Origin of the sequence: Mesorhizobium sp. L103C105A0, from assembly GCF_000502215.1 — a bacterium.
Taxonomy (GTDB): domain Bacteria; phylum Pseudomonadota; class Alphaproteobacteria; order Rhizobiales; family Rhizobiaceae; genus Mesorhizobium.
Genome location: NZ_AYXF01000007.1, coordinates 64,160 through 90,143, shown reverse-complemented (window position 1 = coordinate 90,143; position 25,984 = coordinate 64,160). Strand labels below are relative to the sequence as shown.

The window sequence follows — 25,984 nt, the reverse complement described above, 5'->3', positions numbered from 1 at the left end:
CGGTATCAGCCATTTTCGACTCGGCCTGACCTGAATCTCGACACACCCAAGCGTGAGCGCGGTCGCGGGGACCTACCCGCCAAACCTTGGGGCCAACTTCTCGATGCGGGCGATCATGGCCTGAAAATCATCGAGGATTCGCTGGTGCAGTTTCACCGCCACTTCGGGATATTCCTCCAGGATGCGGCGAAACATCTTGCGGCTCAACCTTATCACTTCCGAATCGGTCTCGGCCGAGGCGCTGGTCAGCCGTCTTGAGTCGGCGATCAGCGCCAGTTCGCTGAGGATCGTGCCGGGGCCGGCGGTGCCGATCGGGATGCGGTCGCCGTCATGCTCGCGGTAGAGCACGATGCGGCCACTGACCACGATATAGGCTGAGTCGGCTTCGTCATCCTCGCGGTACAGCTTGCGGTCGGCCTGCAGATGGGTGGCTTCGGCGCCGAAGGCGAGCAGGCGCAGCTGTTCCTGCGTGAAACCCTCAAAGAGCTTCACGGCGGACAGGATGCGGATGTCGTCATCCAGCGCCATCTCTAGCTGCGTCCCCGAACGGTCAGTCCAATCCCTCCCTTAGAGCGCCGCGTGTCCAATTGGAGGCGCAAAGGACGCTCTAACACTTCAATCTGCGCAGCGGGCCGATCCAGGCTCCCCCAGCCGGATCCTCCCCGAAACAGTCCCGCCCCGACCGCTTATTGAACAATGAAAAGTTTAAGGAACCAGCTTGTAGCCGCCGCTTTCTGTCACAAGAATTTCAGCATTGGAAGGATCGCGCTCGATCTTCTGGCGCAGCCGGTAGACGTGAGTTTCCAGCGTGTGCGTGGTGACGCCGGAATTGTAGCCCCACACTTCCTCGAGCAGGACGTCGCGCGTCACCACCTTCTGGTCGGCTCGATAGAGATATTTGATGATCGAGGCTTCCTTCTCGGTCAGCCGCACCTTGCCGCCGCGCTGGTCGATCAGAAGCTTCTGGCTGGGCTTGAACGTGTAGGGCCCGACCGAAAAGGTGGCGTCCTCGCTCTGCTCGTGCTGGCGCAGTTGTGCGCGTATGCGGGCGAGCAGCACGGCGAAGCGGAACGGCTTGGTGACATAGTCGTTGGCGCCGGCCTCGAGGCCCAGAATTGTGTCGGAATCGGTATCGTGGCCGGTCAGCATGATGATCGGCGCCTTGTAGCCGCCCTTGCGCAGGATCTTCACCGCCTCGCGGCCATCCATGTCGGGCAGCCCGACGTCCATGATGAGCAGGTCGATGAGCCCGCCGCGCGCCGCGGCGACGCCTTTGGCGGCGGTCGCTTCCTGCAAGACGTCGAATTCTTCGTAAAGGGCCAGTTGCTCGACGAGGGTTCCGCGCAGGTCGTCATCGTCGTCAACGATCAGAATGGTACGTGATGTCATGGATCAATCCATTGTTTTGAAAAGAATTTTCAGTTGACCGCCCCCCATTTATGCGGAAGCTGACCGGCGCAACAGTCCGATCACAGTGATTTGTTCCGTGACACGATCATACAAGAAAAAACGCGATCGCAATGCAGCCGGCGCAATTTTGCCGAAAGGGCTGCGTGTGCTGGTGGTTCGGGCGAGGCCGGGCAACCCCAGCCAGGGGATATTGCAGGCCGGCAGCAAGGTGTTTGCCTGCGCGCTCGGACGCGGCGGCATCTCAGCCAACAAGCGCGAAGGCGACGGTGCGACGCCGCTTGGCGAGATGCGGATTTTGTCAGGATATTTTCGGGGCGATCATTTCGCGGCCGGCCGCAAAACCCGGCTGGCGATGGCGCCGATCGGCGCCGATCTCGGCTGGTGCGAGGTGCCGGACGACCGCAACTACAACCGGCCGGTGAAAATCCCCTATGGCGCCAGCCATGAGCGAATGCGGCGCGACGACCGCCTCTATGACGCCTGCCTGGTGCTCGACTGGAACATGGCGCCGCGCCGGCGCGGCCGTGGCAGCGCCATCTTCTTCCATCTGGCGCGCCCAGGCTTCAGACCGACGCAAGGCTGCGTGGCGGTGACAGCGCGGACAATGGCGCGGCTGTTGCCGCTGGTGTCGGACCGGACGGTGGTGAGGGTGGTGAGGTAGGGAGTAGGGAGTAGGGAGTAGGGAGTAGGGAGTAGGGAGTAGGGAGTAGGGAGTAGGGAGTAGGGAGTAGGGAGTAGGGAGTAGGGAGTAGGATGGTCTCGGCGTCGTTTCAATCCTTCACTACTCACTACTCACTACTCACTACTCACTACTCCCTACTCACCATTGCCTAACGCCTTCTCGGCTTCTGCCACCCAGTGTCCAGCAATCCAAGCCGGCCGAGTTCCCGGTCCACGGCCCGCGTCACGTCCTTGCGCTGCGCGCCGACGTCGCGCAGTTGGCGATCCGACAGATCCTCCACGTCCTGGCGCGGCAGGTTGATGGCGACTTTCGCCTGGCGAAGCCAGTCCGTTACGGCATGCAACCAGTTCGAGCGAGCTGCTGGCGAGTTCAAAACGAAGATGGACATGATGCGCTCCCGTGTTCCGCCGGATATCAAATCCGGCTTGATGGTGTTTCGATGGATGCATCATGCCGCATTGAAATCCATGAGAGAAACGAGTAGTTCTTTTCGGATCGTCAAGTTTTATTTGAGGATACCTTGATGTCCCGTCTGTTGCCCGGAACGCGCGCGCTGAGGACTCTGGAAGCCGCCGCCCGCCACCTCAATTTCACCCGCGCTGCCGACGAGCTCGGGCTGACGCCGGCGGCGGTCAGCCACCAGATCAAGGAAATCGAGGATCAGCTCGGGCTGGTGCTGTTCACGCGAACCAGTCGTACCATCCGGTTGACCGAGGCAGGTACGGTGCTGTTCGAGGCCTCGATCGATGCGCTCGACCTGCTCAACCGGGCGGTGTCGCGGGCGCGCAAGCTGACGCGCGGCACGGCATTGCTGAAGGTAACGCTCGACGCGCAGTTCGCGTCAAAATGGCTGATGCGGCGCGTCGACGATTTTCGCAAACTTCAGCCCAGTATCGAGCTGAGGTTCGACATCGGCTACGAAGTGCGCGATTTCGAACTCGACGACGTCGATGTCGGCATCCGGTTCGGGATCGGCAAGTATCCGGGGCTTCGCGCCCATCGCCTGTTCGACAACATCCTCATTCCGGTGTGCAGCCCGAGCCTGCTGACCTCCGGCCCGCCGCTGCGCGAACCGCGCGACCTCTTCAACCACACGCTTGCCCATATCGAATGGTCGCGCCAAGGCGTGACATGGCCGAACTGGCGCATGTGGATGGCGGCGGCCGGCATCAACGATTTCGACGACAGCCGGACTATCGTGTTTGGAACCTCTACCGATGCCGTGCAGGCGGCGCTCGACGGCAATGCCGTGGCGCTCGCCGAGTTCGCCATGGTGGCAAACGACCTTTCCCAGGGAAGGCTGGTGCAGCCCTTTGAACTCGGTCTGCGCGTGGGGCCGGAGTTCGGCTACTTCCTGGTCTATCCCGAGAGCACTGCCAACGATCCGCGCATCATCGCTTTCCGCGAATGGATCCTCGACGAAGTCGCCAGGACGCAGACCTGACGACTTCTGCAGGCCTCAGCCGGCGACCGGCGTCCCGAACCAGCCGATCACCGCGCCGATGATCAACAGCACGCCGAGCCAGTGGCCGCCGTCGATCAGGGTCAGGTCCCAGCCGAAATTCTCATAGCGATGGTTGGCCGTCAGCGTCGTGGCGACGAAACCCAGCCAGAGGACGAAGCCGAAGACCAGCCCTGCGACAAGGACCGGCTCGCCGCCCGTCATCGCGCCGACGACCAAGGCCAAGACCAGCGCCATGATCAGCTCGGCGATGAAGGAGATGATGAAGGGCAATATTGATTTCTTTGACGTTGACGGATCGATCCTGGCCGCCCTCATCCAAGGCTTGCTGAGGACCGTGTACCAGACCGCGCCAAACAGCCACGCCGCGACGGCCGCGACAACCACCGCCAGCCAGTTCACCACTGAAAAATCCATAAAGTCCTCCCCTCAAGCAAGCCGCCCAAAGCCTGACGGTTCTGGGATAACGACATGCGTATTCTTCAAATCAATGCGCGATGGAACGCCTGTTCGGCAATGCCGTCAAGCGAAGCGCCACACCGTGGTGCGCTTGACCAGGGCGTCCTCCAGCGCCCGCGTCACCGCCACTTCGTAGACTGCGAGCGGCTCCAGTCCCGCCTTCGGCATGTAGGAGCGGCCCGGATCGCCGACGAGGATGTCAGCGCCGCGCGCCTTCAGTGTCGAAAACCACGGCATCAGCGTGTCGGCGAAGGATTTTTCGTAGAAGACGTCGCCCGCCAGTACCACGTCCCAGCCGGCGTCGGTGCCGATGCAGTCCGTGCCGCAAAAGTCGATGGCAACGCCATTGGCCTCTGCGTTGAGGCGGATCGCCGTTTCGCAGAACGGGTCGATGTCGGCGGCGATCACGTGCGCCGCACCCGCCTTGGCGGCGGCGACGGCGACAAGGCCGGAGCCGGAGGCGAAGTCGAGCACGCGTTTGCCCCGCACATCCGACGAATTGTCCAGCACGTAACGGGCAAGGCCCTGACCGCCGGCCCAGGCAAAGGCCCAGAACGGCGGCGGCAGGCCGATTTCGATCAGCTCGTTCTCCGTGCGCTGCCAGAGGTCATGCGCTTCGTCGGCAAGATTGAGGACAATCTCCGGCACATGCGGCGGCGACATAAGCGCCGTGTTGTCGAGAATGAACTTTTTCGCGCTGTTCGGCGTGAGGGCCGTCACGGAGCCGGCGTCAGGCCGCCCATGCGGCAGACTTCCTTCCATTCGGCCGGCGTCACCGGCTGTACGGAAAGCCGTCCAAGCCGCACCAGAGCCATCTCGGCGAGTTTCGGATTGGCCTTGACCTGTTCCAGCGTCGGCGGGTTCGGCACATCCTTGAAGGCTCGGATGTCGACGCATTCCCAGCGCGGATCGTCGGTGCTGGTATCCTGATGGGCAAGCGCGCAGACCTCGGCAATGCCGACGACGTTCAGCCCCTCATTGGAGTGATAGAAGAAGCCGAGATCGCCGATCTGCATCGCCTTCATGTTGTTGCGCGCTGCATAGTTGCGCACGCCGTCCCACTGCGTGCCGGCCTTGCCCTTGGCCTTCAGCGCCTCGAAGGAGAAGACCGAAGGTTCGGATTTGAACAGCCAGTAGTTCATGTCTTTGCTCCAACTACTATTTTTGCGCAATTCCGGACGGAAAACCGTTACACACTTTTCCTGGGATCGCTCTAGGCGCCGCCGGAACTAACTAGCCGCCGGCTTGTTGAAGGTCCAGTTCCACTGGCGGATTTCGACACTTTCGAACAGCCCGGCCTTGGCGTAGGGGTCGGCAGCCGACAGCGCCTGCGCACCGGCGAGGTCGGGCGCTTCCACGACGACGAGGCTGCCATTGGGCTTGCCCTCGGCGTCGAGGAACGGGCCGGCAAAGGCCAGTTTGTTGTCGGCGTTCAGGCGTTCGAGAAAGGCGACGTGGACCGGCCGCGTATCGACCCGCACCTGCAGGCTGCCCGGCTTGTCCTTGCAAATCAACGCAAACAGCATTTTTAAAACTCCGTTTTGGGATTGCGACAACAGCTCGCTTGAACTGCCGAAATCGCGGTTTTGCTTTTATGCTGGCTTCGGGTCAATGCCAAATGACGATCTCTCGACGCATTGAATCTCCGCTATGGCTCAAGCCAAGGCGTTGAAATAGTTGACAGTCCTGGGTTGATGAAAATCACAAACGCAACCCGCTTCGCCGAAAGAGTGGACGAAGGCGACAGGCTGCGTCGCGCACCACAACAGCGCACCAGCTTTGCTTGCCGCCGCCTATAAATCCACTACCGAGTATTTCGTAAATTCAAAAATAATCAATTTTCGATACGCAACACTCCAGCAAGTCAATTGTGAAATGGGCTGGTCTGCTCAGAACGCCTGAATAGAGGTCGCAATGGAGAGCATCGCGCGCAACACGACGGTTCGGATCGACGACGTCGCGCTTGCTTTCACGGCCGGCATGGGGACCGAGCGTGTTCTCGTCTCTGCAATCATTCCTTGCCTGAACGAGGAACTGACGCTCGGCATTTGCATTCGCAAAGCCTTCAATGCCTTCTCGATGCGCGGCATCAAGGGGGAAGTCGTCGTTGGCGACAATGGATCCGCGGACAAGTCGGTGGAGATTGCGCAAAAGCTGGGAGCGCGGGTCGTTCATCAGCCGGTAAAGGGCTATGGCGCGGCAATCAGTGCCGCGGTCGAAGCGGCCGAAGGCAAATATCTCATCATGGCGGATGCCGATGATTCCTACGATTGGAGCCAGCTCGGCGATTTCGTCGATGCGTTGGAACAGGGTGCGGAACTTGTGATGGGCGACCGGTTCGCCGGCGGGATCCAGCCGGGCGCCATGCCATCGTTGCATCGCTACCTCGGCAATCCTGTCCTTTCCACCATCGCTCGCTGTTTGCACAACTCTCCGGTCCGCGACTTCCATTGCGGCATGCGCGGTTTCACGCGCGAGGCATTTCTAAAAATCGGCGCGCGCTCGCCAGGGATGGAATTCGCTTCGGAAATGATCATCAATGCGCATCGCGCCGGGCTCGCCATTCGTGAAGTGCCGATCAAGCTCTACCCCGACAAGCGCAACCGCGCGCCGCATCTGCGTTCCTTCCGGGACGGTTGGCGACATCTGCGGCTGATCATAGCCCATGCGCCCGATACCATGTATCTCGTGCCTGGGCTGACCTTGTTGATCGCTGGCATTGCCGGCCTTGCCGTTCTCGCGGCTGGGCCTGTTCGCATCGGCGGATGGTACTTTGGAATTCACTTCGTCGCGCTTTCGGCCATGGCGACGTTGATTGGCCTTTCAGCGATCCTGTTCGGTATGCTGGCAAAGGTGGCAATCGCCATCTACCACCCGGTCTACAGCGGTCGAATTGTGCCATGGCTGACGCGCGGCCGGCCTTTGGAATGGCTGGTTTTTTCCGGTGGCGTACTCGCGGCAACCGGCTTCGCGGCCGATGGTTCACTCGCGCTACATTGGATTCTTATTGGCGGCCCCATGGAGCAATCGGTGCACCTGACCTTTGTAGTCACCACCATCTGCGTGGCCGGCATGTCGATGGTGCTGTCCGGCTTCGTGCTCAAATTGCTGCTTGATACGTTGAGTAGCAGACGTGAGCTCTAGCCCTCCAGCAGCCTTGCGAGCGGAAATTCAAGCGGCAAGCGGCTCGGCCGCAAAGCCTTTTCTGTCGGTTGTCATGCCGGTCCATGACGGGGCGGCATGGATTGGAGCGACACTTGACTCGCTTGCTGCAGAGCCGAGCGATGGCCTGGAGATAATCATCATCGACAGCAGCCCGACAAACGCTACTTCCGCCATTGTCGAGCGATTTCTCCACCGGTCGGCCTTCCGGCTGCTGCGGCGAAAGGATCTAGCGCCCTGGCAGGCGAAGACCAATCTGGGCGTTGAGCTGGCCGCCGCCGACTATGTCTGCATACTCCACCAAGACGACCTTTGGTTGCCCGGGCGCATCGAGGCCACGCGACGCTGGCTCGAGGACCTGCCCGAAGCAGCGCTTCACTTGGCCCCGACTGCGATCGTCGACCGCCACGGCCGGGGAATGGGATGCTGGAACTGTCCCTTGCCGAGCGACAAGGTGCTCGAATCCGACTTCTTGCTGGAACGGCTTCTCGTACAGAATTTCGTGTCCGTGCCTGCTCCGATATTTCGTCGGAATGCGTGGCTGGCATGCGGGGGTATGGATGAGAGGCTCTGGTATACAGCTGATTGGGATATATGGGCGAAGCTCGCCGTTGCCGGACCCGTCATTTATCACCAGGAGATAACCACGGCCTTCCGGGTTCATGGCGATTCGCTGACCGTAACCGGATCGCGCGATGCGAACGAATTCCGTTCGCAAATGCAGACTGTCCTGGAGCGCCATTTGGACCGGCTTTCGGCGCGCAGCCGGCGCCGGATCGAATCTGCTGCTCGGGCATCGATCAGCGTTAATGTGTCGCTGGCGGCTGCGTCAGCCGGCGACTTGAAGGCCTTGCTTCGAGCCGCTCGTATTATGCTGTCGCTCGGGCCGACGGGATTGAGGCGCTATTTGCGCGATTCGCGGCTGCGTGAGCGTGTCATGTGCCGGCTTCGCGCGAAACTGACAGGAGCTTTCTGAGGCAATGTCCAGCTCTGTCAGGATCGCCGACATCCCAGTGGACCAGAGCGAAAGACCGCTTCTGGAACGGGGATGGCGGTACATTGTGGTGGGAGCGATATGCGCAATTGCGCACAATGTCATCATGATTACGGTCGATCAGCTGGGCAGGCACTACCTGCTGGGCATCATGATTTCATTCCTGGCGGTGACGCCGACCGGCTACGCTCTGCACAGCTGGTTCACCTTCGGCAAACCGCTACGCTTCAAGGCATTTGCGCGTTTTGCGGCAGGCGTGGCTGCGGCCTACCCGATCTCGGTAGCCATGATGGTGCTTCTCTGTTCCTGGCTTGGCCTTGGTGTTGCGATTGCGTCTCCGATCGCCACCGTCGCATTGCTCATCTGGAACGTTGTCGTTGCGCACCTGGCGATCTTGTCACGGTTCAATCTGCGGCCCGCCACCGCGCCGACGGCATCGTCTCGCCCAGCCACACAGCAATTTGCGGGAAACGAGGAATAAGAATGTTACCGCCAGGTCAGATCATACGCAGGGCTCTTGGCCGCCATTTCAAGCCGGTCGGAGACGTCTACCGTCGTGTTTTCGTCAATCTCAATGTAATCGCGGATTTTCTCGATCGCGAATTGCCGAACGGCGCGAAGGTTTTGGATATCGGCGGCGGCGATGGAGCGCTCGTCGACCGGCTGCTCGATCAGCGCCCCGACCTGAGGATTACGATGTGCGATCTCGCCCCTTCGATCGGTGCGTTTCTAAGCAACGCAAATCGGGCGAAGGTCGAACTTCTGCCCGCGACGGACCTTTCCAGCGTGCAAGGGTCTTACGATGTCGTCACGATTTCCGACGTCATTCATCATGTACCGGTGGATCGGCGCGAGGCGTTCTTCAAATCGCTGGCCAACAGTTGCGAACGCTGGGCCTGCCGGAAGATCATCCTCAAGGACATCGAGCCTGGTGGAATACGCGCCACCTTGTCGCTTCTTGCGGACCGGCACATTACCGGAGACAAGCATGTCGTCTTGTTTTCGCGTTCGGACTTCGCGGCCATGGCAAAGCGGCATTTCCCGACGGCAAAGAGAGTATCGGCATCACCGGACCGGCCGAATTATTGTGAACTGCTCAGCTGGTAGCAGATGGGTGGATCCCGGCGTGTCACGGGCGGTAAGCGCGGATCAACGACACGCTATTTGGTCGCGATGGTGCTGAGCATGCTGGCGATCCGGTGACTCTCCGGGCGATCGACCAGAAATTTATCGATAAACTTCAACGGGAATGTCAGCGTCAGGATTGCGGCTTTCGCTATCATGTAGCGGGTTCGGTTCTCTCGACCGATAACGACGCCGATATATTCCGAAAGGATGTTGACGATCGCGCTTGTCGGTCCTTGATGCGTCTGGACCTCCACCCTTGCGAACCGCTGCAGAAGCTGCTCGATCCCATCCTTTGTGAAGTTGCAGTAGTGGGCGGGATAGCCGTGATAGGGGAACAAGAAAGGGTTGATGCAGAGCAGCGTTCCGCCCGGCTTCAGGACACGGAACACTTCATCGACGACCGCTGCCGGATTGGGAACATGCTCGATCACGCTGTCCAGAATGACGACGTCAATGGAATCGCTCGCAAGCGGCGTGTGCTCGACATTAGCAACCAGATCGACGTTCGGGGTGGGGAACAGGTCAATGTTGAGGACATCGGGGCGGACGCGCCGTGCGCCGGAGCCGAACTCCACGACCATCGAGCCCTGAGGTATCGACGCAAGAAACGAATTCAGCGTGTCGTGAGGTGAATATTCGCTGGTGATGACCTGCTTCAGCGAATTGTACATTCGGGCGCGCGTGCTGGTACCGTCATACGCCTCTTCATGGAAGCTAGCGTCGAAGCCCTCCCTCACCGGCGACTCGACAAAGAACGGAACGCCTTTGTGCACGGGATAGGCGGCAGGGCAAGATTCGCAGGTCAGGGCAGCCGGGCTTGTGCCAAGCCTGGAATAGCAGACTGGGCAGACGAGGCCCGATGCCATCTTGGGTTGTAGCACGCGATGTCCTTTCAAGCCTCCGCATTGTCGCAGAGGCAGGTTGCCGTGTCTGAACGTAACGCTTCTTAGCAAGCAAAAGGCTAACAGCGGCTAAAGTCCGCTACGTATAGACAGGCTGGAGCGGAGCGCTGCAAGAATCCGAAGCGCGACGGCTTCAGTTCCGCACAGTGTCGGAAAATTAACTGCGGTGGAACCATGCTTCGCCAAGCGGCCTGCCGGCCTCGAAGTTGTTGTCTGAGGATGAAGGGCGTTGTGCCCAGCGAGGCAGCACGCCTGGCGTTGGTCTGCCTGGGCACGATCGAGGGGGTTGTCTTGAATACGCAGGAGCCGGGACCAAACAAGCTGTTCGCTCTCGGGCAGCGCCCAACAACAACTTTTCTGCATATCCTGATCGCACTCAAGATCATCTTGCTGTTCGTTCTGGCTTGGAACATCCGCTTCGTCATGGATGAATTCGTCCAACTCGGATGGGCGAAATATTTCTCCAACGGCCTGTTCGATACGATCTGGCATCCCAAGGCGGTCGGCTATGCGGCTTTTTATGAGATTGCTCATCTGATCGGCTGGAGTGCCACGTCGATTCTGCTTGCTGGCCGCATGCAGACTGCATTGCTGGCCTGCGGGACGATCTCTTTGATCTACGCATGCGCTCGCGCTCTGGGCGAGGATCGCGTGCGCGCTTTGACGATCGTCCTCGTTCTCCTGTGCTTTTCGAATTTCATGGAGCGCATCTTTCGTACCATCGCCGAACCGCCGGCAGTGTTCTTCGCCGTGGCGGCGTTGCTGGTTGTCCTGCGCGCACCTGGGTTGAGGGCAAGGCAGCTTGTTGCCGCCGGCATGCTAAGTGGCCTTGCCTTCGTCATCACTCAGAAATCGGTCTACTTCAACGTTGCGCTCGGCATCGGCCTTGTTGCTGACGCAGCCTTGATGAGACGCTACGCAACAGGGGCGGTTCGCGGAGGGTGGCTCGTGCTTGGATGGGCCGTTCCGATAATCGTCTATTGCTTGATCTTCGGTGGAGGAGCCCCTGTTCTCGCGGCCAAAAACCTTATACTTGGCCCGGTCGAGATTGCGACGCGTGGAGGCGGTGACTATGGGGGACTGAGGCAGTTCGTGTTACAGACACTGGCGCGGAACGCCCTTCTTTACGGGATCTGTTTCTCCGGTATGGCCCTGTCACTGATGCGGATCATGAAACTCGATGGTCGAAGGCGAATTGCGCTGATCTTTTCACTCGTCATCACGGTGCTGGTATTCACGCACGACCAGCCCTGGCCTTATGTCTTCATCATGGCGTTGCCGTTCGTTGCGCTCTGGTCGTTGGAGCTTCTCGACAGCACCGCAACCCACGCGCGCTACCGGGTTCCTGTCCTCGCGGTGCTGATCACAGCCATCGCCATGAGCTACGCGAGCAATGTCGTTTACCTACGCCTCAACAATCAGACCCAGCTTGAACTGGTCTCGCGCGCGGAATCTTTGCTCGCACCGGATGAGAAGTATTTCGACGGCATCGCCATGCTGCCCAATCGACAGGAGCCCTCCACACTCTGGCTCGACCAGCATTATGTCTTGAAAACATTGCAGGAAGGCAGGCAATCGGAAGCCTACAAAGTTCTCTCGGATTCCCCGCCCAAGATGGTCCTCTGGTCATATCGCATGGATTTGATCGATACCGTCATCGCGCCTCTCATCCGCGACAGCTACGTCCAGATCGCTCCCAACATCAGAATGGCTGGTCGTCGCCTCTATTCCGGTCGTCCGGTCGTTTTCAAGGTGCCTGTCGCCGGACGATACAGCCTGTACACGACCAGCGGGGAGCTTGCAGACGGCGAGGTCGAGATAAACGGCACCTCGCATTCTTCGCCCCTATCCTTGGAGGCAGGTACCAGCGACGTTGTCCTGCGCAACGGTCCAGCCGAGGCACTGCTGCTGCCGGAAGGTGACTATGAAAACCGCATCGTGCCTGGCGGGGACAATGCCGAGCTGTTCACGGGAGTTTACAATTAAATACCGGTTTCGGTCTTCAGCGGCCGGGTCATCAATGCCGTGACAGCCTGCCGAATGGTGATCGTGCCGTCCAGTATCGCCGACACCGCAGCGATGATCGGCGCGTCGATGTCGCGCTCGGTGGCGATGCGGGCGGCGATCGCCGCCGTCGGCACGCCTTCGGCGAGCGGCAGTCCGGCCAAGGGCTTGCCTTGCCCCAGCGCCAGCCCATAGGCGAAATTGCGCGACTGGGCCGAAGAGCAGGTGAGCAAAAGGTCGCCGAGGCCGGAAAGCCCCATCAGCGTCTCCGGCTTGGCGCCGAAGGATGCCCCGATGCGGCGCAGTTCGACGAAGCCGCGTGTCACCATGGCGGCCTGCGCGCTGGCGCCGAGCCCAGCGCCGGTGACGGCGCCAGCGGCAATGGCGAAGACATTCTTCAAAGCGCCACCAATCTCGACGCCGATCAAATCGTCGCTGGAATAGCAGCGCAGATTCTGCGCCGAAAAGCGCGCGGCAAGCTCGGCCGCCAAGGCGTCGTCGGGGGCAGCAACCACGACAGCGGTCGGCAGACCCCTGGCCACATCGGCGGCAAAGCTCGGACCGGACAAGGCCGAAACCGGAGTTTCGGGCAGGATCTCACCAACGATCGCCGACAGCAGCGCGCCGGTGTCGCGCTCGATGCCTTTGGCGCAGAGAACCAGCGGGATGCCTTTCGGCATATGGGGCTTTGCCGTCGTCAGCATGGCGCGCAGCGCCTGCGCCGGCGCCACGGCCAGCGCGCAATCGGCATCGGTCAGGGCCGTGCCGATATCGCTCGTCGCCGCAATGCCTGTTTCAATGGCGATGCCGGGGAGATAACGCGGGTTCTCGCCGCGGCGGATCGCGGAAACAGTCTCTTCGTCGCGGGCGTAGAGCCGGACATCGTGACCGGCGCGCAGCATCGCCAGCGCCAGCGCCGTGCCCCAGGCGCCGCCGCCGAGCACGGCGACGCGCCAGCCGGTTCTGTCCCTGCCGCTTGTGTTGCCGGCGCTCATGCTTTTGCTCCGCGCCGGCCGGAGCCGACCATCGGGGCCGAAATGCTGTCCAGCGGCCAGCGCGAACGCGGCACGAAATCGAAGCCGTTCTCTTGAGACAGGCCTGCCCGCAACCGCTCGATGCCGGCCCAGGCGATCATCGCCGCGTTGTCGGTGCACAGTTTGAGCGGCGGCGCGACAAAGGCGAAGCCGGCCTCGGCGCACTGCTTCTGCAGCGTCGCCTTGATCGCTCTGTTGGCGGCGACGCCACCGGCAACGACCAGCGCCGGCTCGGCCTTGTCCGGAAATTCGTCGCGGAAGCGGGCCAGCGCGCGGGCCACGCGGTCGCCAAGTACGTCGGCTACCGCCGCCTGGAACGAAGCGCAGATGTCGGCGACATCCTGCTCGCTTAGCGGCTGGATGGCGGTCGCCGCCTGGCGCACGGCGGTCTTGAGGCCGGAGAAGGAGAAATCGGGCTGCGCCGAGCCCCTCATCGGCCGCGGAAAGGCAAAGCGCGTCGCATCGCCCGACATTGCCGCCTTTTCGACGTTCGGGCCGCCGGGATAGGGCAGGCCGAGCATTTTGGCCGTCTTGTCGAAAGCTTCGCCGAGCGCGTCGTCGATGGTCGTAGCCCAGCGCTGGTAGTCGCCGACGCCGCGCACGGCGACGATCTGGGTGTGGCCGCCGGAAACCAGCAGCAGCAAATAGGGAAAGTCGAGCCCGTCGGTCAGCCTTGCGGTCAGTGCGTGGCCTTCGAGATGGTTGATGGCGATCAGCGGCTTGCCGGCGGCCGCTGCAATCGCCTTGGCCGTCATCAGGCCGACGATCAGCCCGCCGACCAGGCCGGGGCCCGCAGTGGCGGCAATGGCGTCGATGTCGGCCAGGGCTACGCCCGAATCCGCAAGAGCGGCCTCGACAATGCCGTCCAGCGCCTCGACATGGGCGCGCGCGGCGATCTCCGGCACGACGCCGCCGAAGGCGGCGTGCTCCTCGATCTGGCTGAGCACGATGTTGGACGCAATCACCGGCACGGAATCGCCGTCCAGCGTCACCACGCTGGCGGCGGTCTCGTCGCAACTCGTCTCAATGCCCAGAACGCGGATCAATTCGTCGCTATCTCCAGAGATTGTGTCGCCGGACTTTCCTAGTTAGTAGAGGCGGGCCTCGCTAGGGAGAGCGCCGGCAACGCAAAGCCAGCCGGGGGTTATCACGGACCGCGCGCCATGCAAACTTTGAAAATCGGAACACGCGGCAGCCCGCTGGCGCTCGCCCAGGCGCATGAAACGCAGGCGCGGCTGATGGAAGCGCACGGCATGCCGGCGGAAGCCTTCGAGGTCGTCGTCATTTCGACCAGCGGCGACCGCATCCAGGACCGGCCGCTGTCGGAAGCCGGCGGCAAGGGCCTGTTCACCAAGGAAATCGAAGAGGCGCTGCTGGCCGGCACGATCGATATCGCCGTGCATTCCTCCAAGGATATGCCGACAGTGCTGCCGGACGGGCTGGAGCTGTCCGCCTTCCTGCCGCGCGAGGATGCGCGGGACGCCTTCATCGGAAAGGCGGTGAAGCGCATTGTTGATTTGCCGCAAGGCGCCAAGGTCGGGTCGTCTTCGCTCAGGCGCCAGGCGCTGATCCGGCGCATGCGGCCGGACCTAGACGTGGTCATGTTCCGCGGCAATGTGCAGACCAGGCTGCGCAAGCTGGAGGAAGGCGTCGCCGAAGGCACGATCCTCGCCTATGCCGGGCTGAAGCGGCTCGGGCTCGGCCATGTCGTCACCGATCTGATGCCGCTCGATGCCTTTCCGCCGGCGCCGGGACAAGGCGCAATCGGCATCGAAACCCGCATCGGCGACGGCGAGGTCGAAAAGATGCTGGTGGCCATCCATGATGTGCCGACAGGCCAGGCGCTGGCCTGTGAGCGCGCCTTCCTGGCGGCGCTCGACGGCTCCTGCCGCACGCCGATCGCCGGCTATGCGACGATCTCGGGCGGCAGGCTGGTTTTCGCCGGGCTGATCATTTCGCCCGATGGCACGCAATCGCATGAGGTCAAAGCCGAAGGCTTGGCGCTGGATGCCGCTGACATCGGCACGGACGCGGCCAGGATGGTGCGGGTCAAAGCGGGCGAAACCTTCTTCGACGGCTGGGTCTGATATGCGTGTCCTGGTGACGCGGCCGCAACCTGGGGCGTCGCGAACCATGCGGCGGCTGCAGGAATTGGGATTTGAGCCGCTCCTTCTGCCGCTGACCGAAACGGTGACACTGCGGGTTGGCGCCGATGCTGCGAGCGACAATGCCGTGGCCGTCGCTGTGACCAGCGCAAATGCGGTGCGGCATGCGCCGAAAGAACTCATTCGTGCGCTCGCCGCCTTGCCTTGCCATGCCGTCGGACGCAGGACGGCTGAAGCGGCACGTTCGACAGGGTTCTTGTCGGTCAGCGAAGGGGCGGGCGACGCCGAGCGGCTGGCCGAGGCGATTGCTGCCGGCCTTTCCGGCAAGGCGGTCGTCTATCTCACAGGGCGCGTGCGGTTTCCGGCATTCGAGGCGCGGCTGCGAAAGGCCGGCGTCGAGGTCCGCACCGTCGAAACCTACGACACGATTTCGCTCGATTATTCCGATGCTGAAATCCGTACACGCCTGTCCGATCAGGCGGTCGACGCGGTGCTGCTCTATTCAGCCAAGGCGGCGGCAGCGTTGCAGGCCTTGGCCCGCCGGGCGGAACTGCGCGATCTCTTTGAAAACATGCAGGCTTTTGCGCTCTCCGAGCGCGTGGCAGCGGCGTTTGACAATGCCGCCGGCAAAAAAATACGCATTGCGCGGGAACCGCAGGAGGAGGCGCTGCTTGAGCTGTTGCACCGCGGCGACTGAGCGCCGTGTCATCACGCCGCCCCTTTTCACCTGATGATGATGTGCTAGACCATTTTTCAAACCATCACGCGCCGTCGGGCGCCCAGACGAAGCAGGATTGCGGAGCCCAGGCATGGTCAAGACGCCGAAGATGCGACATTCGAAAAGCCGCCGCGAGCCGGTGACCATCGAACTCGAACCCGGCGCTGTCTCGCGCATTGCCGATGCGGATGCCGCCAAGACGGATGTCGCCAACTCGGACGACGTTGGGGCCCCGGCAGAATCGGTTGCGGCCGAGGATGCGGCTGCCATGGCCAATGCGCAGCCGGAGACGCCTGACGAGCCCGTTCATGCCGATCAAGCCGATCTCGAGCCGTGGGAGCACTCCGACGCCGCGGCGCAGGCCGCTCCCGAAAGCGCCGATGCCAAGGCGTCCACCCAGGCGGAGCAGCCTTACCCCACCGCTTCGGATGCGCCACCGCGCGCCAGAACCTCCGACTACAGTTTCGAGGATGCCTCGCCCAAGCCGGGTGCACCCAAGGAAACCCCAAGGACAGCCGGGAACCAGCCCATGGCCGCGCAACCGAAGCGCACGAGCGGCATTGCCGCCGGCATCATCGGCGGTGTCATCGCGCTGGCTGCCGCCGGCGGGCTGCAGTTTGCCGGCGTGCTTGGCGCTCCGGGCTCAGGGGCGGGCACGGTCTCGCTCGACGGCGTCAATGGCGAGATCGCTTCGCTGAAGCGCGAAATCGCCGACCTCAGGGAAGCCAGCGGCAATGGCGCCGCAACGGCCAAGGTCGACGGGCTGTCTTCGGCGCTGGATCAGGTCAAGGCCGATGTCGCATCGCTGAAATCGGCGGTCGAAAGGGGCGGCGCCGGCGACAATGCCGGGCTTGCCTCGCTTGGCGACAAGGTCAAGCAGATCGAGACCGCGGTCGCCGCCCTTGGCCAGGCCGGTGGTGCAGCGCCCGTCGATCTCGCGCCGCTCAATGAAAGACTGGCGGGCCTCGACGCGCTGGTGAAATCGGCCGGCGAGGCAGCCAAGGCGCAGGAAGGCAAGATCGCCGCGCTGGAGCAGTCGGTGACGCAACTCGCCGGCAAGGTCGATGCGCAGGCCTCGCAGCCAAAGATCGCGATGGCCATCGCCGCTTCGGCCTTGAAGGCGGCGCTTGACCGCGGCGCGCCGTTCGCCGCCGAGTTGGAGACCTTCGCAGCGATCTCGCCCGATGCACCGCAGATTGCGGCGCTGCGCCCCTACGCTGAAAAGGGCGTCCCAACCCGCACCGAGATCGCCGGCGAGGCCGACGCCGCGGCCAATGCGATGGTCGCGGCGGCGACGCCGGTCGATGAAAATGCCGGCTTCTTCCAGAACCTTTTGTCGAGCGCCGAATCGCTGGTCAAGGTTCGGCCGATCGGCGCCGTCGAAGGCGCCGGCGCGCCGGAAACCGTGGCGCGCATCGAAGTGGCGGTCAATCAGGGCGACTACGCCAAGGCGCTCAGCGAATACGCAACGCTGCCGGATGCGGTCAAGGCCGCCGGCGCCGACTTTGCCGGCAAACTGAAGGCGCGCATCGACGTCGAGACGCAGGTCGACGCGCTGATTGCAGGTGCGATGAAGGCATGAGGACGACACGATGATCCGCATTCTCATCTTTCTCGGCGCCGTCTTCGCGCTCGGTCTTGGCTTTGCCTGGCTGGCCGATCGTCCCGGCGAGATGGTCGTCACCTTCAACGGTTACCAATACCAGGTCAGCCTGATGGTGGCTGCGGTGGCGATCGTTGCCGTCGTCGCAGCGGTGATGATCGTCTGGTGGCTGATCAAGTCGCTTTGGAACAGCCCATACACGATCTCGCGCTATTTCCGCGTCCGCCGCCGCGACCGTGGCTATCAGGCGCTGTCGACCGGCATGATCGCAGCCGGCGCCGGCGATGGCGCGCTGGCCCGCAAGAAGTCCAAGGAAGCCGCCAAACTGATCCGCTCCGACCAGGAGCCGCTGATCCAGCTGCTCGAAGCGCAAGCCTCGCTGCTCGAAGGCGACCATGAGGGCGCGCGCGAAAAATTCGAGGCGATGCTCGACGATCCCGAAATGCGGCTGCTTGGCCTGCGCGGGCTCTATCTCGAAGCCGAGCGGCTCGGCGACCGCAACGCGGCGCGTCACTATGCCGGGCGCGCCGCTTCCGTCGCGCCGCAACTGGCTTGGGCCGCCGAATCGACGCTGGAGGATCTGACCGGGCGCGGCGACTGGGACGGCGCGCTGAAGCTGGTGGAGGCGCAGAAGTCGACCAGGCAGATCGAACGCGACGCCGCCAATCGCCGCCGCGCCGTGCTGTTGACCGCCAAGGCGCAGGCGCTGACCGACAGCGACCCCAATGCAGCCAAGACAGCGGCACTCGAGGCCAACAAGCTCGCGCCCGATTTCGCACCGGCCGCGGTTGCAGCCGCCAATCTTCTGTTCAAACAGAACGATGTGCGCAAAGGCTCGAAGATCCTTGAGGCAGCCTGGAAGGCGGAGCCGCATCCCGAGATCGCCGAGCTCTACACCCATGCAAGGCCGGGAGATGCCGTGGTCGATCGTCTCAACCGGGCGAAGAAGCTGCAGGAGCTGAAGCGCAACAATGCCGAATCGTCGATGACGGTGGCGCGCGCCGCGCTCGATGCGCAGGATTTTTCCACCGCCCGCCGGGAGGCGGAAGCGGCGATCCGCATGGATCGCCGGGAAGGCGCTTACCTGCTGCTGGCCGATATCGAGGAGGCAGAGACCGGCGACCAGGGCAAGATCAGGCAATTGCTGTCCAAGGCGGTCAGGGCGCCGCGCGATAGATCGGAAGAGCACACGTCTGNGACGCTTTCGCCTGGCGCGCACCGATGGAGCGGCTGGGTCAGCTCATCGACAGCCATGAAGACGAAGCCGATGTGCCGGTGCTTGCGGCACCCGCCAAGCCGGCAAAGGAAGCCGAAGTGATCGATCATCCCGCCGTTGCCAAGACGATCAGCGAGGCGCCGACCGAGCCGAAGCCCGCTGTGGGCGATGACCAGGTCACGCCGGTCACCGCCGCCGCTTTCGCCGCAATACCAAACGACGCCGAACCCGTCGAACCTGCCGAGGAACTGGCGCGGCTGCCCGACGACCCCGGCGTCGACCCCGATGACGAAGCGGAGAAGTCACCGCGCCGCTTCCGCCTGTTTTGATCCCTGAAGCATGATCCCAAAAAGTGGATACCGGTTTTTGGAAAAGATCATGCTCCAATAATGTGAAGTGAGCACCATGTTCGAACGCGTCCTGGCCTTTCTGAAAGACCTGCCCTCCGGGGCTGGGGCTCGCGCCAATGCGGACGATCCGCGCGTTGCGGCGTCGGCTTTGCTCTATCATGTGATGAATGCCGACGGCGTGCGCCAGGATGTCGAGTGGGAGCGGTTCAAGCAGGTGCTGGCGCAGAGCTATTCGATCAGCGGCGACGAACTCGATGCACTGGCTGCCGCCGGCGAGCGCGCCGACAATGAGGCGATCGACCTCTATGCCTTCACCAGCGTCTTGAAGCGCCATCTCGACGCCGAGGCGCGCAAGGCTTTCATCGGCCTGATGTGGGAAATCGTCTATGCCGATGGCGAACTGCACGAGTTGGAGGACAACACCGTCTGGCGCGTCGCCGAACTGATCGGCGTCGAGCGCCACGACCGCGTCGAGGCGCGCCGCAAGGCGGCGGCCGCCGCGCCCGGCGCCAGCGGAACGTCGAGCGACGAATAGGATTCCGCCTTTCCATGCCGCCCAGACCGAGCTCGAAACCAAAAATCCTGATCGTGCTGCATCAGGAGACTTCGAGCCCCGGCCGGGTTGGCCACATGCTGCTCGAGGAAGGTTTCGACCTCGACATCCGCCGGCCGCCTCTCGGCGACAGCCTGCCGGAGACGCTGGAGGGACACGCCGGCGCCGTGGTGTTCGGCGGGCCGATGAGCGCCAATGACGAAGATGAGTTCGTCCGCCGCGAGACCAACTGGCTCAATGTTCCGCTAAAGGAGAACCGGCCCTTCCTCGGCATCTGCCTTGGCGCGCAGATGCTGGCCAATCATCTCGGCGGCAAGGTCGAGGGGCATGGCGAGGGGCTGGTNGAGATCGGCTGGTATCCGCTGAAGCCGACCGAGGCCGGCAAGAAACTGCTGCCTTGGCCCGACATGGTCTACCAGTTTCACCGCGAAGGCTTTTCGCTGCCCAGGGATGCGACGCTGCTGGCGACGGCGGAAACCTACCCCAACCAGGCTTTTCGCTATGGCGACAATGCCTGGGGCATCCAGTTCCATGGCGAACTGACCCGGTTGATGATGCAGCGCTGGGTGGTGCGCGGCGCGCACCGTTTCGAATTGCCCGGCGCGCAGCCCGGCCGCGACCATCTCGGCGGCCGGCTGATCTGGGATATGCACCTCAAGCGCTGGCTGAGCGAATTTTTGAGCCTGATCTTCGGCAAGCCTACTGAGGGATAGAGCAAAATCCAACTACTCTGAACGGCCGAGCTTGCCAAAGACGACTTACCTCTGGGAGGCGTGTACGATGGATCCGGGACCTTAGCCCGTTCCCGCAGATTTGGATTGCGCCCCAAACACTCCGATGGATCGAAAAACTCCGTGGCGCATTTAAGCTTCGGCTAATAACGGCCCCAGGAGAGAACCAATGAAGAAGACGCTGCTCATTTTGAGCCTACTCATTCCGCTCGCGGCATGCTCCCGCACCGAACAAGGCGCTGCCGTCGGTGGTTTGGGTGGCGCAGCTGTAGGCGCAGCAGTGGCCGGCGACCCGGTAAAAGGGGCGGTTGTTGGCGGGGCGGTCGGAGCGCTGGCCGGGGCGGTCATCGGGCACGCCAGCGAAGCCGGCCAGTGCAGATATCGCGGTCGGAACGGTCGAGTTTACGTTGCTCAGTGCCCGGACGGCTACTGATCTCAAAGGCGCGTGATCTCTTTCGATCACGCGCCTGCTCGGGGTAGGATAACTGAATGGCATATAACAGCAAAAGACTGCTGGCTTTCTGGTTAGCCGTTGTCAGCGCTGTCGCGATAAACGCCGAACTTTCGACCGCGGCCTTGGCCGCACCTGTAGAAGCGAAGACGATTGCCGATCACTTCTCATCGGTAAAGTCCATGTCCGGGGACTTTGTCCAGTCGGGCCCAAGAGCGGAAAGGACCAAAGGGAAATTTTTCCTCCAGCGGCCGGGCAAGATCCGGTTCAACTATGCAGGCCAATCAGGGGTCAGCGTAATTGCAGATGGAAAATCCTTGGTGGTCTATAACAAGAAGCTCAAGACATCGCGGCTTTATGCTCTCTCGAAGACGCCGCTCAAGCTGCTCCTCGACAATCAGGTCGACTTTTCCGGCAATCGCCTCAAAAGTATCAGGGACGATGGCGCCCAGGTGATCATCAGGCTGGCCGACAAGTCGGCCTTCGGCAATTCGAATATCACTATGGTGTTTGACAGGGAATCGCTCGATCTACGCAGATGGACCCTGACTGACGAGAGGGGCCTTACCTCGACAGTCACCATATCCAACGTGAAGCAGGGCGTTCGCGCTCCTGCGGGCACCTTCACTATCGACTATGCTGCAAACCGTGAATTCAACACCAAAACGAAATAGTCGGCAGCGCCACGAACTGCCCGTGTAACACTACTCGGCGGCCGTCTCGGACGGCACCTCTGCCGGTGCCGAAGACTCGGCCTCGGCATGCGGCTTGCGCCGTGAGAACAGCGACCTGAGCGTGACGTAGAACACCGGCGTCAGGAACAGGCCGACGAAAGTGACGCCCAGCATGCCGGAGAACACCGCGGTGCCGAGCGACTGGCGCATTTCCGCGCCCGGGCCCGTCGCGATCATCAGCGGCACGACGCCGAGGATGAACGAGAAGGCGGTCATCAGGATCGGCCGCAGCCTGAGCCGGCAGGCTTCGACGGCAGCCTCGGCGGCCGACAGGCCGCGTTCCTGGGCCTGCCGCGCGAACTCGACGATCAGGATCGCGTTCTTGGCGGCAAGCCCGATCAGCACGATGAGGCCGATCTGCACGAGGATGTTGTTGTCCAGCCCTCGGAACGACACGCCGAGCAACGCCGCGAGCACGCCGAGCGGCACCACCAGCACGATGGCGAACGGCAGCACCCAGCTTTCATATTGCGCCGCCAGCGCCAGGAACACGAACAGCACCGACAGTCCGAAGATATAGACAGCGGCATTGCCGGTGTTACGCTCCTGATAGGCGAGTTCGGTCCATTCGTAGGAGGTACCGGCCGGCAACGTCTGTGCCGTGATCGCTTCCATCTTGGCAAGCGCATCGCCGGTGGAAACGCCGGGCGCGGCGTTGCCCTGCAGCGGCACCGAGACGTACATGTTGTAGCGCTGGACCAGCGCCGGGCCGGTGACGTCGCGGATCTCGATCAACGTGCCCAGCGGAACCAGCGCGCCGGTCGCCGAGCGCACCTTCAGTTTCAAGATGTCGGCGCGATCGAGGCGGAACGCCTGGTCGGCCTGCGCGCGCACCTGGTAGACGCGCCCGAAAGCGTTGAAGTCGTTGACGTAGGCGGTGCCCAGATTGATCGACAGCGTCTCGAAGATGTTGGGGATCGGCACGTTCAGGATGCGCGCCTTGTCGCGATCGATCGCCAGGAAGAATTGCGGGCTGGACGCGGAGAAAGTGGTGAACACGCCGGTCAGCCCCGCCGTCTTGTTGGCCTTGCCGGCAATTTCATAGGCAAGCGCCAATATCTGCCGCATGTCGGCGCTGTTGCGCTCCTGGATCTGCAGCTTGAAGCCGCCGGCATTGCCGACGCCGCGGATCGGCGGCGGCGGCAGTGCGATTATGAAGGCTTCCTTGATGCTTTGCAGGCTGCCGAACAGATTGCCGATGACCTGGGTCGCCGACTGGCCGGCTTCCAGTCGCTCGTCAAACGGCTTGAACCTGGCGAAGATCACGCCCGCGTTGCTGGCGTTGGTGAAGGTCGCGCCGGAGAAGCCGGCGAAGGCGACCGCGTAGTCGACGCCCGGTGTTTTCTGGATGATCTGCGACGCCTGCTGGATGACGGCATCGGTCCGCGATAGCGAGGCGCCGTCCGGCAACTGGACGACGACGATCGCATAGCCCTGGTCGAGCGACGGAATGAAACCGCGCGGCACCGTCTGAACCATATAGACCGTGGCGTAGATGAGGGCCGCGAAAACGGCCAGCGTGGCGGCGATCGCTATTCGCGAGCCGACCAGCACGCGCACGATGCTCGAATACCAATGGGCGACCTTGTCGAAGCCCCGATTGAAGCCGTCGGCGAGCGCCCGTCCGAACCGCGCCAGGAAAAAGCGCGGCGGCGCCGCAGCAGTGTGGTGCGGCTTGAACAGCAGCGCGGCCAAGGCCGGCGAGAGCGTCAGCGAATTGAATGCCGAGATCGCCGTCGACACCGCGATGGTGATCGCAAACTGCAGGTAGAACTGCCCGGAAATGCCGGGAATGAAGGCTGTCGGCACGAACACCGCTATCAGCACCAGCGAGATCGCGATGACCGCCGTTCCGACTTCGTCCATGGTCAGATGCGACGCCGGATTGGGCGCCAGCCCGCTGGCGATATTGCGCTCGACGTTCTCGACCACGACGATCGCATCGTCGACGACGATGCCGATGGCCAGCACGAGGCCGAACAGCGTCAGCATGTTGAGGGAGAAGCCGGCGGCGTAAAGCACCGCCAGCGTGCCGATCAGCGACACGGGGATCGCCACGATCGGCACGATCGCCATCCGCCACGATTGCAGGAAGACGATGATGACGATGATGACCAGCACCATCGCCTCGAGGATCGTCTTGTAGACCTCCTGGATCGACTCGGCGACGAACTCGGTCGGATTGTAGACGATGTCGTAGCTCAACCCCTTCGGGAAGTCCTGGGAAAGCTCCTTCATCTTGTCCTGGATCTCCGCGGCTGCGGCGAGCGCATTGGTGCCTGGCCGCTGGAAGATGGCGAGCGCCACCGCCGGTTTGCCGTTGAGATAGGAGTTGGTGACGTAATCCTTGGCGCCGAGCTCGATGCGCGCCACGTCCTGCAGCTGGATCAGGCGGCCGTCTTCGGCCGATTTGACGATCACGTATCGGAAGTCGCGTGCGTCGTTGAAGCGGCCTTGCGTGGTGACCGTGTACTGGAACGCCGTGCCGGTATTGGTCGGCGGCGCGCCGATGGAGCCGCCCGACACCTGGACGTTCTGGTCGCGCAGCGCCTGCACCACATCGCCCGAGGTCATCCCCAGGGCGGACAGTTTTTCCGGATCGAGCCAGATGCGCAGCGAATATTCGCGTTCGCCAAAGATGATGAGGTCGCCGACGCCGTCCAACCTGAGCAGTATGTCGCGCACCCGCGAGCGGGCGTAGTTCGAGACGTAGAGCTGGTCGTAGGTATTGTCGGGCGACAGCATGTGCACGACCATCATCAGGTCGGGCGAGCTCTTGATGGTGGTGATGCCGAGGCGGCGGACTTCTTCGGGCAGGCGCGGCTCGGCGACCGACACGCGGTTCTGTACCAGCACCTGCGCCTGGTCGAGATCGGTGCCTAGCTTGAAGGTGATGGTCAGCGCCATCGCCCCGTCGCCGGACGAATAGGACGACATGTAAAGCATGCCCTCGACGCCGTTGATCTCCTGCTCGATCGGCGTTGCCACCGTCGCTGCGACCGTCTCGGCGTCGGCGCCCGGGTACTGGGCGCGAACGACGATGGTCGGCGGCGCGATCTCGGGATATTGCGCGATCGGCAGCTGGGTATAAGCAATCCCGCCGAGGATCAGGAGGACGATCGAAACCACCGATGCGAAGATCGGACGGTCGACGAAGAAATGGGCGAACCTCATTGCTGCAACCCGGCGGTCTCGACCTTGGGCGGCAACGTCACCATCTCGACTTTCACCTTGGTGCCGGGCCTGGCGTGCATCAGCCCGTTGACGATGATCGTCTCGTCGCCGGTCAGGCCCGCGCGGATCACCCGGTAGCCGTCGAGAAGCGGGCCGGTGCGCACGGGCTTCGCCGACACCATCCCGGCCTCATCCACCAGGTACACGATGCGGCGATCCTGATCGGCGCCGACCGCCTCGTCGGGCACCAGGACGCCGCTATGCGGCAGCGACCCCGGCACGTTGATGCGCCCGAACATGCCTGGCTGGAGAACGCCGTCGGCGTTGGCAAACCTTGCACGCACCCGCATGGTGCCGGTCGCGTTGTCGATCCGGTTCTCGGCAAAATCGAGCTTGCCCTTGAATACCGCCTCCGCGCGGTCGGCGACGCGAACCACCACCTCGAGCCCGCCGGCGCCTTCCTGCATGCTGCCGCCGCGCTCCTTCGCGTCGCGGGCGTAGCTGAAATACAGGCGCTCATCGACGTCGAAATAGAAGTCGATCGGATCGCGTGTGACGATAGTCGTCAGCAAGGTGGAATCCGGCTGCACGAGGTTGCCGACCGACACCAGCCGGCGGTCGATGCGGCCGGACAAGGGCGCCTTGATCTCGGTGAACTCCAGGTTCAGGTTGGCCGTCGTCAGCGCAGCCGTCGCGCCTTGCATCTGCGCCTGCGCCGAAAGGTATTCCCGCCGACGGTCGTCGACCGTCGCGGCCGAGATATTGCCGGTCTTGGCGAGTTCATCGGCGCGATCCAGCTGCATCTTGGAGAATTCGAGCAGGGACTTGGCGACGTCTACTTGCGACTTGGCGGCATCGTAGGCCGCCTGGTACGGACGCTGGTCGATGGTGAAGAGCAGGTCGCCCTTGTTGACCAGTGCGCCGTCCTGGAAGCTGATCTTGTCCAGATAGCCGCTGACGCGCGAACGGATGGCGACCTCGTCGACGGCTTCGAAGCGCCCGACGAACTCGTCGTCTTCGACGATTTCACGCACCACCGGCTTGGCCGCCGTCACCACCGGCAGTTGCTGGTCCTGCGCAAACGCGTTGCTGCTGAAAGCCATGCCGAGCAG

Annotated in this window: 26 protein-coding genes and 1 pseudogene; 15 read left to right on the top strand and 12 right to left on the bottom strand. The window is 62.7% G+C overall.

Going from position 1 to position 25,984, the window contains the following annotated elements; all coding sequences use genetic code 11:
- Positions 1 to 72: 72 nt before the first annotated feature.
- Entirely contained in the window at positions 73 to 528 is a 456-nt protein-coding gene (locus X727_RS144695; protein WP_023670494.1) for a cyclic nucleotide-binding domain-containing protein, read from the bottom strand.
- Positions 529 to 705: 177 nt separating this feature from the next.
- A complete protein-coding gene (locus X727_RS144700) occupies positions 706 to 1,389 on the bottom strand; it encodes a response regulator transcription factor (RefSeq protein WP_023670493.1) in 684 nt (227 codons plus the stop codon).
- A 145-nt stretch (positions 1,390 to 1,534) separates the two neighbouring features.
- Between X727_RS144700 and X727_RS144705 the strand changes: the two genes are divergently transcribed.
- Positions 1,535 to 2,071 carry a L,D-transpeptidase gene (locus X727_RS144705; protein ID WP_196815010.1) on the top strand — a complete coding sequence of 179 codons (537 nt, stop codon included), beginning with the start codon at positions 1,535 to 1,537 and terminating at the stop codon, positions 2,069 to 2,071.
- Positions 2,072 to 2,240: 169 nt separating this feature from the next.
- Here X727_RS144705 and X727_RS144710 read toward each other — a convergent pair whose 3' ends face one another.
- A complete protein-coding gene (locus tag X727_RS144710; RefSeq protein WP_023670491.1) occupies positions 2,241 to 2,480 on the bottom strand; it encodes a hypothetical protein in 240 nt (79 codons plus the stop codon).
- 135 nt (positions 2,481 to 2,615) lie between these two features.
- Here X727_RS144710 and gcvA point away from each other — a divergent pair, with 135 nt between their 5' ends.
- Positions 2,616 to 3,536 (top strand): transcriptional regulator GcvA, encoded by a 921-nt coding sequence (gene gcvA / locus X727_RS144715; RefSeq protein ID WP_023806426.1) that lies wholly within the window; start codon positions 2,616 to 2,618, stop codon positions 3,534 to 3,536.
- A gap of 15 nt (positions 3,537 to 3,551) precedes the next feature.
- Here gcvA and X727_RS144720 read toward each other — a convergent pair whose 3' ends face one another.
- The 4 genes from X727_RS144720 to X727_RS144735 all read right to left on the bottom strand — a co-directional run bounded on the left by X727_RS144720 (position 3,552) and on the right by X727_RS144735 (position 5,539).
- The gene (locus X727_RS144720; protein WP_023694478.1) at positions 3,552 to 3,971 is read right to left on the bottom strand and encodes a DUF1761 domain-containing protein; all 420 of its coding nucleotides are present in this window, start codon (positions 3,969 to 3,971) and stop codon (positions 3,552 to 3,554) included.
- Between the two features lie 105 nt (positions 3,972 to 4,076).
- The gene (locus tag X727_RS144725; protein ID WP_196815008.1) at positions 4,077 to 4,775 is read right to left on the bottom strand and encodes a methyltransferase; all 699 of its coding nucleotides are present in this window, start codon (positions 4,773 to 4,775) and stop codon (positions 4,077 to 4,079) included.
- On the bottom strand, positions 4,730 to 5,155 hold the full coding sequence (locus X727_RS144730; RefSeq protein ID WP_023826897.1) for an EVE domain-containing protein: 426 nt from the start codon (positions 5,153 to 5,155) through the stop codon (positions 4,730 to 4,732). The genes X727_RS144725 and X727_RS144730 overlap by 46 nt, the downstream gene beginning before the upstream one ends.
- 87 nt (positions 5,156 to 5,242) lie before the next feature.
- Complete coding sequence (locus tag X727_RS144735; RefSeq protein WP_023687732.1) at positions 5,243 to 5,539, bottom strand: YciI-like protein; 297 nt, start codon at positions 5,537 to 5,539, stop codon at positions 5,243 to 5,245.
- Between the two features lie 388 nt (positions 5,540 to 5,927).
- Here X727_RS144735 and X727_RS144740 point away from each other — a divergent pair, with 388 nt between their 5' ends.
- The 4 genes from X727_RS144740 to X727_RS144755 are packed head-to-tail and all read left to right on the top strand — an operon-like array spanning position 5,928 to position 9,276.
- Positions 5,928 to 7,157, top strand: coding sequence for a glycosyltransferase family 2 protein (locus X727_RS144740; protein WP_023745397.1), 1,230 nt, complete (start codon positions 5,928 to 5,930; stop codon positions 7,155 to 7,157).
- Positions 7,147 to 8,151, top strand: a complete 1,005-nt coding sequence (locus X727_RS144745) for a glycosyltransferase (protein WP_245274191.1) — start codon at positions 7,147 to 7,149, stop codon at positions 8,149 to 8,151. Before X727_RS144740 ends, X727_RS144745 begins: the two co-directional genes overlap by 11 nt.
- A gap of 4 nt (positions 8,152 to 8,155) precedes the next feature.
- The gene (locus tag X727_RS144750) at positions 8,156 to 8,650 is read left to right on the top strand and encodes a GtrA family protein (protein ID WP_081726168.1); all 495 of its coding nucleotides are present in this window, start codon (positions 8,156 to 8,158) and stop codon (positions 8,648 to 8,650) included.
- A 2-nt stretch (positions 8,651 to 8,652) separates the two neighbouring features.
- Positions 8,653 to 9,276: a class I SAM-dependent methyltransferase gene (locus tag X727_RS144755; protein WP_023745395.1), complete on the top strand. Its 624-nt coding sequence runs from the start codon at positions 8,653 to 8,655 to the stop codon at positions 9,274 to 9,276.
- A gap of 53 nt (positions 9,277 to 9,329) precedes the next feature.
- Here X727_RS144755 and X727_RS144760 read toward each other — a convergent pair whose 3' ends face one another.
- Complete coding sequence (locus tag X727_RS144760; RefSeq protein ID WP_155923597.1) at positions 9,330 to 10,178, bottom strand: methyltransferase domain-containing protein; 849 nt, start codon at positions 10,176 to 10,178, stop codon at positions 9,330 to 9,332.
- 240 nt (positions 10,179 to 10,418) lie between these two features.
- On the opposite strand from X727_RS144760, the gene X727_RS144765 reads away from it, so the two are divergent.
- Complete coding sequence (locus X727_RS144765) at positions 10,419 to 12,185, top strand: hypothetical protein (RefSeq protein ID WP_023745394.1); 1,767 nt, start codon at positions 10,419 to 10,421, stop codon at positions 12,183 to 12,185.
- Here the strand turns inward: X727_RS144765 and X727_RS144770 are convergent.
- Both X727_RS144770 and tsaD read right to left on the bottom strand, forming a co-directional pair.
- Positions 12,182 to 13,198, bottom strand: coding sequence for an NAD(P)H-dependent glycerol-3-phosphate dehydrogenase (locus tag X727_RS144770; protein ID WP_023745393.1), 1,017 nt, complete (start codon positions 13,196 to 13,198; stop codon positions 12,182 to 12,184). The genes X727_RS144765 and X727_RS144770 overlap by 4 nt on opposite strands.
- Positions 13,195 to 14,280: a tRNA (adenosine(37)-N6)-threonylcarbamoyltransferase complex transferase subunit TsaD gene (tsaD, locus tag X727_RS144775; protein WP_196815009.1), complete on the bottom strand. Its 1,086-nt coding sequence runs from the start codon at positions 14,278 to 14,280 to the stop codon at positions 13,195 to 13,197. Before tsaD ends, X727_RS144770 begins: the two co-directional genes overlap by 4 nt.
- A 120-nt stretch (positions 14,281 to 14,400) precedes the next feature.
- Here tsaD and hemC point away from each other — a divergent pair, with 120 nt between their 5' ends.
- The 8 genes and pseudogenes from hemC (at position 14,401) to X727_RS144810 (ending at position 21,638) form a co-directional block, all read left to right on the top strand.
- On the top strand, positions 14,401 to 15,324 hold the full coding sequence (hemC, locus tag X727_RS144780; RefSeq protein ID WP_023834671.1) for a hydroxymethylbilane synthase: 924 nt from the start codon (positions 14,401 to 14,403) through the stop codon (positions 15,322 to 15,324).
- Position 15,325: 1 nt separating this feature from the next.
- On the top strand, positions 15,326 to 16,039 hold the full coding sequence (locus X727_RS144785; RefSeq protein WP_023745391.1) for a uroporphyrinogen-III synthase: 714 nt from the start codon (positions 15,326 to 15,328) through the stop codon (positions 16,037 to 16,039).
- 112 nt (positions 16,040 to 16,151) lie between these two features.
- On the top strand, positions 16,152 to 17,642 hold the full coding sequence (locus X727_RS144790) for a COG4223 family protein (RefSeq protein ID WP_023745390.1): 1,491 nt from the start codon (positions 16,152 to 16,154) through the stop codon (positions 17,640 to 17,642).
- A 10-nt stretch (positions 17,643 to 17,652) separates the two neighbouring features.
- Positions 17,653 to 19,208: pseudogene (locus tag X727_RS01000000164930) on the top strand (heme biosynthesis protein HemY).
- A gap of 76 nt (positions 19,209 to 19,284) precedes the next feature.
- Complete coding sequence (locus tag X727_RS144795) at positions 19,285 to 19,764, top strand: TerB family tellurite resistance protein (RefSeq protein ID WP_023698391.1); 480 nt, start codon at positions 19,285 to 19,287, stop codon at positions 19,762 to 19,764.
- A 14-nt stretch (positions 19,765 to 19,778) separates the two neighbouring features.
- Positions 19,779 to 20,495 (top strand): glutamine amidotransferase, encoded by a 717-nt coding sequence (locus tag X727_RS144800; protein ID WP_023834670.1) that lies wholly within the window; start codon positions 19,779 to 19,781, stop codon positions 20,493 to 20,495.
- Between the two features lie 187 nt (positions 20,496 to 20,682).
- A complete protein-coding gene (locus X727_RS144805) occupies positions 20,683 to 20,946 on the top strand; it encodes a YMGG-like glycine zipper-containing protein (RefSeq protein WP_023670477.1) in 264 nt (87 codons plus the stop codon).
- A 56-nt stretch (positions 20,947 to 21,002) separates the two neighbouring features.
- On the top strand, positions 21,003 to 21,638 hold the full coding sequence (locus X727_RS144810) for an outer membrane lipoprotein carrier protein LolA (RefSeq protein WP_023745389.1): 636 nt from the start codon (positions 21,003 to 21,005) through the stop codon (positions 21,636 to 21,638).
- Between the two features lie 30 nt (positions 21,639 to 21,668).
- On the opposite strand, the gene X727_RS144815 is transcribed toward X727_RS144810, so the two are convergent.
- Both X727_RS144815 and X727_RS144820 read right to left on the bottom strand, forming a co-directional pair.
- Complete coding sequence (locus X727_RS144815) at positions 21,669 to 24,872, bottom strand: multidrug efflux RND transporter permease subunit (RefSeq protein WP_023745388.1); 3,204 nt, start codon at positions 24,870 to 24,872, stop codon at positions 21,669 to 21,671.
- A complete protein-coding gene (locus tag X727_RS144820) occupies positions 24,869 to 25,975 on the bottom strand; it encodes an efflux RND transporter periplasmic adaptor subunit (RefSeq protein ID WP_023687741.1) in 1,107 nt (368 codons plus the stop codon). Before X727_RS144820 ends, X727_RS144815 begins: the two co-directional genes overlap by 4 nt.
- Positions 25,976 to 25,984: the final 9 nt, after the last annotated feature.

What these genes read in the sequence shown, in the direction of transcription:
- X727_RS144695 (WP_023670494.1), bottom strand. Translation starts at nt 528, where the DNA reads ATGGCGCTGGATGACGACATCCGCATCCTGTCCGCCGTGAAGCTCTTT.
- X727_RS144700 (WP_023670493.1), bottom strand. Translation starts at nt 1,389, where the DNA reads ATGACATCACGTACCATTCTGATCGTTGACGACGATGACGACCTGCGC.
- X727_RS144710 (WP_023670491.1), bottom strand. Translation starts at nt 2,480, where the DNA reads ATGTCCATCTTCGTTTTGAACTCGCCAGCAGCTCGCTCGAACTGGTTG.
- gcvA (WP_023806426.1), top strand. Translation starts at nt 2,616, where the DNA reads ATGTCCCGTCTGTTGCCCGGAACGCGCGCGCTGAGGACTCTGGAAGCC.
- X727_RS144720 (WP_023694478.1), bottom strand. Translation starts at nt 3,971, where the DNA reads ATGGATTTTTCAGTGGTGAACTGGCTGGCGGTGGTTGTCGCGGCCGTC.
- X727_RS144725 (WP_196815008.1), bottom strand. Translation starts at nt 4,775, where the DNA reads ATGGAAGGAAGTCTGCCGCATGGGCGGCCTGACGCCGGCTCCGTGACG.
- X727_RS144730 (WP_023826897.1), bottom strand. Translation starts at nt 5,155, where the DNA reads ATGAACTACTGGCTGTTCAAATCCGAACCTTCGGTCTTCTCCTTCGAG.
- X727_RS144735 (WP_023687732.1), bottom strand. Translation starts at nt 5,539, where the DNA reads ATGCTGTTTGCGTTGATTTGCAAGGACAAGCCGGGCAGCCTGCAGGTG.
- X727_RS144740 (WP_023745397.1), top strand. Translation starts at nt 5,928, where the DNA reads ATGGAGAGCATCGCGCGCAACACGACGGTTCGGATCGACGACGTCGCG.
- X727_RS144750 (WP_081726168.1), top strand. Translation starts at nt 8,156, where the DNA reads ATGTCCAGCTCTGTCAGGATCGCCGACATCCCAGTGGACCAGAGCGAA.
- X727_RS144755 (WP_023745395.1), top strand. Translation starts at nt 8,653, where the DNA reads ATGTTACCGCCAGGTCAGATCATACGCAGGGCTCTTGGCCGCCATTTC.
- X727_RS144765 (WP_023745394.1), top strand. Translation starts at nt 10,419, where the DNA reads ATGAAGGGCGTTGTGCCCAGCGAGGCAGCACGCCTGGCGTTGGTCTGC.
- X727_RS144770 (WP_023745393.1), bottom strand. Translation starts at nt 13,198, where the DNA reads ATGAGCGCCGGCAACACAAGCGGCAGGGACAGAACCGGCTGGCGCGTC.
- hemC (WP_023834671.1), top strand. Translation starts at nt 14,401, where the DNA reads ATGCAAACTTTGAAAATCGGAACACGCGGCAGCCCGCTGGCGCTCGCC.
- X727_RS144785 (WP_023745391.1), top strand. Translation starts at nt 15,326, where the DNA reads ATGCGTGTCCTGGTGACGCGGCCGCAACCTGGGGCGTCGCGAACCATG.
- X727_RS144790 (WP_023745390.1), top strand. Translation starts at nt 16,152, where the DNA reads ATGGTCAAGACGCCGAAGATGCGACATTCGAAAAGCCGCCGCGAGCCG.
- X727_RS144795 (WP_023698391.1), top strand. Translation starts at nt 19,285, where the DNA reads ATGTTCGAACGCGTCCTGGCCTTTCTGAAAGACCTGCCCTCCGGGGCT.
- X727_RS144805 (WP_023670477.1), top strand. Translation starts at nt 20,683, where the DNA reads ATGAAGAAGACGCTGCTCATTTTGAGCCTACTCATTCCGCTCGCGGCA.
- X727_RS144810 (WP_023745389.1), top strand. Translation starts at nt 21,003, where the DNA reads ATGGCATATAACAGCAAAAGACTGCTGGCTTTCTGGTTAGCCGTTGTC.
- X727_RS144815 (WP_023745388.1), bottom strand. Translation starts at nt 24,872, where the DNA reads ATGAGGTTCGCCCATTTCTTCGTCGACCGTCCGATCTTCGCATCGGTG.
- X727_RS144820 (WP_023687741.1), bottom strand. Translation starts at nt 25,975, where the DNA reads ATGGCTTTCAGCAGCAACGCGTTTGCGCAGGACCAGCAACTGCCGGTG.